Annotated in this window: 9 protein-coding genes; 5 read left to right on the forward strand and 4 right to left on the reverse strand. The window is 71.4% G+C overall.

Translation table 11 applies throughout. The features are described 5' to 3' along the window. Positions 1 to 57: 57 nt before the first annotated feature. Positions 58 to 711 (forward strand): Tat pathway signal sequence domain protein, encoded by a 654-nt coding sequence (locus EAO75_RS28465; protein WP_147997848.1) that lies wholly within the window; start codon positions 58 to 60, stop codon positions 709 to 711. 18 nt (positions 712 to 729) lie between these two features. Here EAO75_RS28465 and EAO75_RS28470 read toward each other — a convergent pair whose 3' ends face one another. Continuing rightward, positions 730 to 1,686 carry a lytic polysaccharide monooxygenase gene (locus EAO75_RS28470; protein WP_147997849.1) on the reverse strand — a complete coding sequence of 319 codons (957 nt, stop codon included), beginning with the start codon at positions 1,684 to 1,686 and terminating at the stop codon, positions 730 to 732. Between the two features lie 362 nt (positions 1,687 to 2,048). Between EAO75_RS28470 and EAO75_RS28475 the strand changes: the two genes are divergently transcribed. Further along, entirely contained in the window at positions 2,049 to 3,854 is a 1,806-nt protein-coding gene (locus tag EAO75_RS28475; protein ID WP_147997850.1) for a S8 family peptidase, read from the forward strand. A gap of 211 nt (positions 3,855 to 4,065) precedes the next feature. Here the strand turns inward: EAO75_RS28475 and EAO75_RS28480 are convergent, their stop codons facing one another. Continuing rightward, the gene (locus EAO75_RS28480) at positions 4,066 to 4,743 is read right to left on the reverse strand and encodes a ScbR family autoregulator-binding transcription factor (protein WP_147997851.1); all 678 of its coding nucleotides are present in this window, start codon (positions 4,741 to 4,743) and stop codon (positions 4,066 to 4,068) included. Between the two features lie 190 nt (positions 4,744 to 4,933). Between EAO75_RS28480 and EAO75_RS28485 the strand changes: the two genes are divergently transcribed. The 3 genes from EAO75_RS28485 to EAO75_RS28495 all read left to right on the forward strand — a co-directional run bounded on the left by EAO75_RS28485 (position 4,934) and on the right by EAO75_RS28495 (position 7,819). Continuing rightward, positions 4,934 to 5,875 carry a ScbA/BarX family gamma-butyrolactone biosynthesis protein gene (locus tag EAO75_RS28485; protein ID WP_147997852.1) on the forward strand — a complete coding sequence of 314 codons (942 nt, stop codon included), beginning with the start codon at positions 4,934 to 4,936 and terminating at the stop codon, positions 5,873 to 5,875. Between the two features lie 71 nt (positions 5,876 to 5,946). Continuing rightward, on the forward strand, positions 5,947 to 6,594 hold the full coding sequence (locus tag EAO75_RS28490; RefSeq protein ID WP_147997853.1) for a ScbR family autoregulator-binding transcription factor: 648 nt from the start codon (positions 5,947 to 5,949) through the stop codon (positions 6,592 to 6,594). Between the two features lie 22 nt (positions 6,595 to 6,616). After that, a complete protein-coding gene (locus EAO75_RS28495) occupies positions 6,617 to 7,819 on the forward strand; it encodes a damage-control phosphatase ARMT1 family protein (protein ID WP_410092480.1) in 1,203 nt (400 codons plus the stop codon). Between the two features lie 13 nt (positions 7,820 to 7,832). Here the strand turns inward: EAO75_RS28495 and EAO75_RS28500 are convergent, their stop codons facing one another. Both EAO75_RS28500 and EAO75_RS28505 read right to left on the reverse strand, forming a co-directional pair. Further along, a complete protein-coding gene (locus tag EAO75_RS28500) occupies positions 7,833 to 9,089 on the reverse strand; it encodes a cytochrome P450 (protein ID WP_147998120.1) in 1,257 nt (418 codons plus the stop codon). A 197-nt stretch (positions 9,090 to 9,286) separates the two neighbouring features. Beyond that, a partial coding sequence (locus EAO75_RS28505; protein ID WP_187284595.1) for an endonuclease/exonuclease/phosphatase family protein occupies positions 9,287 to 9,659 on the reverse strand: 373 nt, incomplete at its 5' end.

Raw genomic sequence — 9,659 nt, forward strand, 5'->3', positions numbered from 1 at the left:
ACCCCCAACCCCCTGAGCCCTCAGGGCACCCCCCAACGAAAGACGAGGTACACCCGCATGCGCACCCGCACCCTCCTCACCCTCGCCGGCACGGTCGCCGCTCTCACCCTGCCCATGACCGTCCCCGCGTCCGCGGCCGACGGCGCCGTCCTCACCACCGGCTCCGTCGGCGGTACGGCCGTCGCGGCCGGCGAGGTCCTCACCGCACCGCTGGCGAGCGGCACCGCCGCCACGTTCTACTCCAGCGCGACCGGCACCAGCGGTATCTCCTGCAAGTCGTCGCAGTTCACGGCCACCGTGACGGACAACCCCGGCGCGCCCGGGACCGCGACGGAGTCGGTCTCCGCGCACACCTTCGACGCCGCGAGCTGCACCACCAACGTGGTCGGCGTGCTCGGTGTCACCAGCATCACGGTCAACAACCTGCCCTACAGCGCCGCCGTGGCCTCCGCCGGCACCGTCACCGTGACCCCGGCCGCGGGCTCCACCGTCCAGACGACGGTCGTGCTGCGGACCCTGCTCGGCAGCATCAACTGCGTCTATCAGGCACCCAGCCTGTCCGGCACGGCGAGCAATGACGACAACACCATCAACTTCACCGGCCAGCAGTTCGCCAAGGTCTCCGGCTCGTCCCTCTGCTTCGCCAACGGCTACTTCACCGCCAAGTACGCCCCGGTGACCAGCACCGGCGAGGCGGTCTACGTCAACTGACCTCCACCGCCCCGGAGTTCACCTCCGGCGCAACCGCAGCGCCAGGGCGGCGCCCCCGGTGAGCACCAGCACCGCGGCGGCGCCGCCCGCCAGCAGCGGGGTCGAGGGTCCCGTGCCGGCGGCACCGGTGGACGCCACCGGCGTGCTGTCGTCCTGGGCGCCCGGGGTCCCGGCACCGGCAGGTGCGGCGGCCGTGGGAGAGGGTGGCGTGTTCCGTTCGCTCGCGCGCGGCTCGGTGCTCGGCGAAGGTGCGGCGTCCGTGGGGCCGTTGTCGCGCCCCGGGTTCGCGGTGGCCGACGCCGTACTCCCGCCGCCCGCCGTCCCCGCGCTCCCGCCTCCCGGGAACACGACGTCCGAGCACGAGTAGTACGTGTCCGGCGTGCTGCTGTTCTGCCAGATCGTGAACAGCACATGCCGCCCGGATCGGTCGGACGGGAGCTTCGCCGTGAGCCGGTACGCGCCGTCCGTCAGCGCCGGGTCCTTCACCTCCGCGAACGGCCGGTCCGTGAGGTCGGACCAGGTGAGCGGCTTCGTCGGGTCGTAACCGGGCTTGGTGAGGTAGAGCCGGAAGGTGCCGGTGTGCGGGATCGTGGAGACGTACCGCATGGTCAGGGTGGAGCCCGGCGTGAGCCGGGTCGACGGCCAGTCGGCGCGGGCGAGGTCGAGGCCCCGGTAGGCGGGCAGCCCGCCGCTGCACAGCTTTCCGTCGGGGACGACCTGACGGTCCCGCCCGTTCACGTTCGCGATCCGCAGATTGTCCCAGGCCGCGAAGGACGTGCCGTTCGACGTGACCGCGGCCTTGCACGCCGCCGACCGGGACGCGCTGCCGCCGTCCGGCGAGCAGGCGTACACCCGGCTGACCGGATCCGTCGGCGCGCCGTGCGCACCGGCCGGGCCCGCCGCCCACACCGTGAGCAGCAACGGCGTGACGGCGGCGGCCGCCAGGGCGAAGCGGTGCGATCTCATCCAGGGCATCCGGGACATCCGAAACGTCTCCTCGGCCGGCGCGTGCAGGGTCCTTGTCGAGTACGGGAAAGCGGCGCGGCGCGTTCAGTGCGCGACGAACCGGGCAGAGCCGGTCAATACCGGTCAACCCTCCGACGTAGAGGGTGGGTTTCCAGCCGGATCGAGGGTTTCCCCTGTATCCCGATGACCTTTTCTTTGCCTATCGTTCGACCACAGCCGACCCACAGGTAACCCCGAACGGGTCGCAGCTCGTGCCAGGCCGGCCGCTACGCCCCCGCACTTTCGAAATACCCCCCGCCGCTTCGAGGACGAAGCGAAAACGTCCGCCGCTCCGCGCTGCCCGGAGTACGGCCGGCCCGAAAGGCACTCCCTTGCGTACCTCTGCCTCCACCAGACGGAAGCTGATATCCGTCGCCGCGGTCTCCGCCGCGCTCTTCACGGCCGCCGCCCCCTCCGCGGCCGTGGCCCAGGAACCCGCTCCCCAGGAAGCCGCCGTCCCCGCGGCGCAGACCGAGGCCGCTCCCGGCACCGCGGCCGAGCGGCTCATCGTCGGCTACAAGTCCGGCGCCGCCGAGGCCAAGTCGAACAAGGCCGCCGAGACCGACGCCGCCGCCAAGGGCAAGGAGGCCGGCGAGGACCTCGACTTCCAGCGCCGCCTCGGCTCCGGAGCCGCCCTCGTCGACCTGGGCGAGAACCTGACCAGGACGGATGTCGCCGACGTCGTCGCCGAGTACCGGGCCGACCCGCAGGTCGCCTACGTCGTGCCGGACCGGCTGAACAAGCCGCTGGCCACCCCCAACGACACCGAGTACACCAAGCAGTGGGATCTCTTCGAGACCACCGCGGGCATGAACGTGCCGGGTGCCTGGGACGTCGCCACCGGCAGCGGGGTGACCGTCGCCGTCATCGACACCGGCTATGTCTCCCACTCCGACGTCGGCGCCAACATCGTCGCGGGCTACGACTTCATCTCCGACGCCACGGTCGGCAACGACGGCAACGGCCGCGACAGCAACCCGGCCGACCCGGGCGACTGGACGGCCGCGGGCGAGTGCCAGGCCGGCGACCCCGCCTCCACCTCCTCCTGGCACGGCACCCATGTCGCGGGCACCATCGCCGCCGTCACCAACAACAGCAAGGGCGTCGCGGGCATCGCGTACGGCGCGAAGGTCTCCCCGCTGCGGGTGCTCGGCAAGTGCGGCGGCTACGACTCCGACATCATCGACGCCATCACCTGGGCGTCCGGCGGCACCGTCTCCGGTGTCCCGGCGAACGCCAATGTCGCCAAGGTCATCAACATGAGCCTGGGCGGCGGCGGAGCCTGCTCCACCGCGACCCAGAGCGCCATCAACGCCGCCGTGAACCGCGGCACCACGGTCGTCGTCGCGGCGGGCAACAGCAACGCCAACGCCTCGGGCTACTCGCCGGCCAGCTGCAACAACGTCATCAGCGTGGCGGCCACCGACCGCCAGGGGAACCGCTCCTACTACTCCAACTACGGCACGGTCGTCGACATCGCCGCGCCCGGCGGCGAGACCAACTCCGTCACGGCCAACGGCATCCTGTCCACGCTGAACTCCGGCGCGCAGGGCCCGTCCTCCGAGAACTACGACTACTACCAGGGCACCAGCATGGCCTCCCCGCACGTCGCGGGCCTGGTCGCGCTGATGAAGTCGGCCAACGCGGCCCTGACCCCGGCGCAGATCGAGTCCGCGATCAAGACCAACTCGCGTGCTCTTCCCGGTACTTGCTCGGGCGGCTGCGGTGCCGGCCTCGCGGACGCGGCCAAGACGGTGCAGGCGGTGAGCGGCTCGGGCGGCTCCACGGGGGGCACCACCTTCACCAGCACCTCCGCGGTCTCCATCCCGGACAACGGCTCCGCGGTCGAGTCCTCCATCGCGGTCAGCGGCCGCAGCGGGAACGCGCCGTCGGCCCTCCAGGTCGGCGTGGACATCACCCACACCTACCGCGGTGACCTGGTCGTCGACCTGGTGGCCCCGGACGGTTCGACGTACCGCCTGAAGTCCGCCAGCTCCTCGGACTCCGCGGACAACGTCATCGCCACCTACACGGTCAACGCCTCCAGTGAGACCGCCAACGGCACCTGGAAGCTGCGCGTCCAGGACACCGCGGCCCAGGACACGGGCCGGATCAACAGCTGGAAGCTGACCTTCTGAGCGGACGCGGACGACAGCCGCGGACGACAGGCGCGTTCGACCACCGCGTCATGACGGCCGCGGCTGACAACTGAACGCGCGCCCCGAGCGGGCGCGCACCACAGGCGGGCGGGCCGGCCGATGCGGATGGGGCATCGGCCGGCCCGTCGTATGTCAGGGTGGTAGGTCCGTGGGGGACGGAAACCGTCACTCCGGTCGGGTCCGCGCGCGCTCAGCGACGGGACAGGTCGCACTCCGCCTGCTCGGCGTCGTCCTCCTCGATGCCGGCCAGCACCCGCACTCCGCGGTCGGAACTCCGGTCGATGCAGGTCAGCAGCCCCGGTACCGCGATGCTCGGCAGGATGTGCCCCCACAGCACCGAGATCCGCTCCGCCAGATCCGCCCGGTCGGTCAGCGCCCGGGACATCAACTGAATGCCCGCGAAGGCGCCGACCAGCAGCTCCACCGTCTGCCGCGGCTCCACCGTCGGCAACAACTCGCCCTGCTCACGCGCCCGTTCGAGCACCACGACCAGATGGTCCGCCCACTGCCGGAACGGCCCGGAGTGGTCGACGCCGGACGGCGCACACTGGTCCACCGCGAGCCGGACACTGCCCTTGAGCAGGGAGTTGTTGAGCAGACGCTGCCCGAACACGAAGGTGACGTCGACGAGTTCCTGCAGCTTGCACTGCTGCGGCGGCACCGTTCCGAGCGGGACCTGCTGGTCCAGTACGGCCTGGGCGAGGGATTCCTTCGAGGGGAAGTGGAAGTACAGCGCGCCCTTGGTCACTTCGGCCCGCTCCAGGACCATCGCGATGGTGGTCGCGGTGTATCCGTGCTCGTCGAAGACGGCGCCCGCGGCCTCCAGGATCACCTTCCGCGTTCTGATGGCGCGCTCCTGCCTCGCCATATCAGCCCCTCCGTGATGTCCGGCTGCGCCCGAGTCGGTCGGTGCGCCCGGCGTGCGCCGGAGCGGTTCGGGCAGGGCCGGGCGACCCCAGGCCGCATTGAAAACAAACCGGTCGGCTCGTACTCTAACGCTCGCGGCACGGGCACCTCGCCGTCTGCCATGGCACATACGGGGGGACCAAGGAGGGCACATGTCTTATCCGCGCCGGTTCGCCACGGCCCCGCTCGCCGAAACTCCTGAGGCGCCGGACGGCCTGACCGCCACCGTACCCCGCCAGTTGGTGCACCGCGCCTCGGTGGCGGAAACGTTTCTCACCGGTATGAACAGGGTGGCGCCCGACCGGTTCACGGTCTTCGCCGAGTGGCCGCGCGCTCACCAGTTACACGTGTCGCCCGACCGGTCGGCCTACGAACCCCTGCTCGTGGCCGAAACCGTCCGCCAGGCCGGCACGCTCCTCGCGCACACCGCCTACGACGTCCCACTGGGCCATCAGTTCGTGCTCAGGGAACTGCGGATCAGCACGCGGCCCGAGCGGCTGGCCGTCGGCATCACACCTGCCGAACCGGTTCTGCACCTCACCGTCACCGACGTCGACCACCGCGGCGCCCGCACGGCCGGATTCCGTTACGAGGCCGACGTACGGCTCGACGGCGAGCGTGTCGCGACCGCGCACGTGGCCGCCACCTGGACCAGCGCGGCCGTCTACCGCCGGCTGCGCGGCGGTCGCAGTGCCGCCACCGTGTCCCCGCTGCCGCCTCCGCTCGGCCTGCCGCCCGCCGTCGTGGACCGGGCCCTGCCCACGGACGTCGTCCTCGCTCCCTGCGGCCAACCCGACCGCTGGCGACTGCGAGTCGATACCGGGCATGCTGTTTTCTTCGACCATCCGCTGGACCATGTCCCCGGCATGCTGCTGCTGGAGGCCTCCCGCCAGGCCGTGCGGGCCCGAAGGGGGAGCGACCGCCGGACACCGGTCTCGTTCCGAGCCCTCTTCCATCGCTACACCGAACTTGACCTGCCCGCATGGATAGAGACGTCCGACGCGGCGGGGGCGCACGCTGCCGATGTGCAAGTCGTGGGACGGCAGGGGGAGACGACGGTCTTCGAGTGCGAGGTGGGCATCGTGGGCGGGTGAGTTATCTTGTACAGGGAGTAGAAAACAAACGGCACGACCCGTTCTTTTCCCTTTCCCAGGAGAGCCAGCCGATGGCGAGGCAGTTACGCGCCGAACAGACCCGCACCACGATCCTCACAGCAGCCGCCGAGCTGTTCGACCGAGGCGGCTATGAGGCGACCAGCCTCAGCGACATCGTCGAGCACGCCCAAGTCACCAAGGGGGCGCTGTACTTCCACTTCGCGGCCAAGGAGGACCTGGCCCAGGCGATCATGGAGCTTCAGTCCAGGGCGTCCCGTCAGGTGGCGACCGAGATGGACGCCCGGGGCCACACCTCGCTGGAGGCGCTGATGCGCACGACGTTCGGCATCACACGCCTCGCCGTCGAGGGCCCGATCACCCGGGCCGGTCTGCGCCTGGCCACCGGGGGAGTGGTGATACGGCCGCCCCTGCGGCACCCCTTCACCGAGCTGCTGGACATCACCACCCGAAGACTCCACGGCGCCGCCAAGGAGTCCGACATCCACCCGGACGTCGACGCCGAGGCCGCGGCCCACGCCCTGGTCTGCTTCTTCGTCGGCACCCGCGTCGTCGGCCGCTCCCTCGAACCCGTCGCACGCCAGCCGCGCAGGGTGGCCGAGATGTGGCACATCATGATCCGCGGCCTGGTCCCGGTGCCCCGCCGGGCCCGCTATCTCGCCCTGGCGACACAGCTGGAGCGGGAGATCAAAGCCGTATGACGCGGGCGGTACGGTGAGGCGCATGCCCGAGAGGTCCATGCCCGAGAGGTCCGCCGTCCCGCCCGCGCCCGTGCTCCTCGGGAACGAACCCGGCTCGTTCCCGCACAGCGTGCTCGCCGAGCGGCATCCCGCGATCATCCGACAGGTACGGGAGTCCTTCCCGTACGACCCCGAGCGGCAGCGCGCGCTGGACATGCTCCTCGCGAGCTGCACCAAGGGCGTGATCGAACCGCTCCCCACCGACGCGCACGACCGCGACCGCTGGAGCGCGTGGGGCGCCGAGGCGTACACCGGCCGGTCCTGGTTCGACGTGCCGTGGCTGTGGTCGGAGAGCTACTTCTACCGCCGACTCCTCGAAGCCGTCGGCTACTTCAGCCCCGGCCCCTGGCAGGGCATCGACCCCTTCCGGCCCTCCAAGCTGGCCGAACTGGACGCCCCGGAGACGGACGAGGAGCTGGCCGCCCTCGACTCCCTCGCCGACCGGCCCGCCGAAGAGCAGGACCGGGCGTTGCTGCACGGGTCGCTGTGGGGCAACCGCGCCGACCTCGGCTTCCGGCTGTCCGCCGCGCACGACGAGACCTCCTCGGACACCCCGCCCCTGGTGGCCGACGACAGCGAGACCCTCTGGTCCCTGCTCCCGCCCTCCGGCGCGGCCACCCTCTGCGTGATCGCCGACAACGCCGGCCGTGAGCTCGTCCCCGACCTGCTCCTCATCGCCCACCTCCTCGCGCAGGGGCGGATCGGACGGGCCGTCCTGCACATCAAGCCGTACCCCTACTACGTCTCCGACGCCACCCACGCCGATGTGCTCGACGCCCTGCGCCGGCTGACGTCGGCGCCCGGCGCGGCCGCGGACCACGGTCGCACGCTCTGGTCGGCGCTGACGGACGGCCGCCTCGTCGTCCGCGCCCACCCCTTCTCCAGCGCCCCGCTGGCGTACGCGGCGATGCCCGGCGACCTGCGGGAGGAACTCGCCGCCGCCACTCTTACCATCCTCAAGGGCGACCTCAACTACCGCCGCCTGGTCGGCGACCAGCTCTGGCCGCCGACCACGCCGTTCGCCGACGTCACCGCCCACTTTCCCGGCCCGGTCGCCGCCCTGCGCACCCTGAAGTCCGATGTGATCACGGGCCTGGCCCCCCGCACGGAGGCGGCGCTGGTGGCCGCGGAGGGCCAGAAGTGGCGTACCGGCGGGACCCATGCGCTGATCCAGGTCCGCACCTGACGGCTGTCCCGGCTCAAGTGACCTGCATCGGCAGCGACTTGATCCCGTTGATGAAGTTCGACACCAGTCGCTCGGGCGGCCCCGCCGTCCGCAGCACGGGCAGGGCCCGCAGGGCTTCCTGGTAGAGCACCCGCAGCTGGAGCCGGGCGAAGTGCGCGCCCAGGCAGACATGCGGGCCGTCACCGAAGGACACATGCGGGTTGGGCGCGCGGGACAGGTCAAGCCGATCCGGGGCGGCGAAGACGCGCTCGTCACGGTTGGCGGAGGCGTGGAAGACGACCACCTTGTCACCGGCGCGGATGCGCCGGCCGGCCAGCTCGGTGTCCTCGGCGGCGGTGCGGCGGAAGGTGAGGACGGGAGGGTGCCACCGCAGCAACTCCTCTACGGCGGTGGAGAGTTCGGCCTTTCCGGTCTTCAGCCGTTCGTGCGACTCCGGGTGCTCGGCCAGGGCCAGCAGCCCGCCCGGGGCCGCGCTGCGGACGGTGTCGTTGCCGGCGACGGTGAGCAGGAAGAAGAACATTTCCAGCTCGGGTTCGGCGAGTTCGGCGTCGTGCGCGAGCGTGGTCATCACGTCGTCGCCGGGGAACCGCCGCTTGTGCGCGGCCAGTTGGCGTGCGTAGTCGAACATGTCCCTCAGCATCGCGGGCGAGCGCGGATTGACCGGCCTGCCCCGCGCGTCCCGCACCTGCGGGCCCGCCTCGTCGGGGTCCTGGTAGCCGATGACCCGCTGCGTCCAGTGCAGCAACAGCTTGCGGTCGGCCTCCGGCACGCCGAGCAGGTCGGCGAGGTTCAGCAGGGCGTAGTCGTCGGTGACGGCCCCGACCAGGTCCACGGTGCCGTCCGCCGCGCGGGCCGTGTCCAGGGCCTGCGCCAGGAGCGTGCCGGCCCGCTCCTGCGCGACCCTGACGAAACGGTCGACGCGCCCGGGAGTGAACGCCCGGCTGACGAGCCGCCTCAGCCGGCCGTGGCCCGGCGGATCCTGATTGAGCATCATGCGCCGGATGAACGGCAGGTCGTCCGGGTCCGGGTCGCGGATCTGGGTCGCGCCGATGTACGAGGAGTACGTCGCCGAGTCCTTGAGCACCCGCACGACGTCCGCGTGCCGGGTCACCGCCCAGAATCCGGGCCCGGCCGGCCAGCCCAGCACCTCGTGCTCGTCCTGCCGGGCCACGGGGTGGTGGTCGCGCAGGACGCGGTAGGCGTCGTGGGGCACGCCGATGGCGTACTGACGGGGGTCGAACACGTCGGGGACGGGGGGAGCGTCGTGGATCCCCGGGCGCCCGGTCACGCCCGCTCGCTCTTGCCGGCGGGCCGGTGCGGGAGGGTGGAGGAGGTCATGTGACCAAGGTGGCGTACATCGGTGAAGACCGACAGACGGGAGGTGGGACGGGCGGTGCGCAACAGACAGTGACGGCCGGATGCTGACGCCGGTCGGCACCATTCAGCCCGTCCGGCACATCCCACCGCTCACCCCACCCGCACGTCCTGCCAAACCAGCCGATGATCCGACGTCGGCACGGTCACCCCGTTCCCCACCAGCCGGTACAACGGATCGCCGGACGTCGGCCAGAAGACCCCGTTCCCGCCCGCCACCAGCCCCTTGGACGGCAGCACGTAGTCGACCCGCAGATTCCCAGGAGCGCTGTCCCCGAAGTCGGACGTGTCATACGCCGGGTCACCGAGATGCGAGGCATTCGCGCCCCCCTGCAGCCTCGCGGCCTCCACCCCACCCGCGCTGGCCGGAGGAGCCTTCGGAAGGTTCACCGCCGGGTGGTCGAGCAACTGCAGGATGGCGTGGTCATAGCTGTCACCGTCGAACGGATCGGCGTTGTTGTCACCC

The sequence above is a fragment of the Streptomyces sp. UW30 genome, assembly GCF_008042075.1.
Taxonomy (GTDB): Bacteria; Actinomycetota; Actinomycetes; order Streptomycetales; family Streptomycetaceae; genus Streptomyces.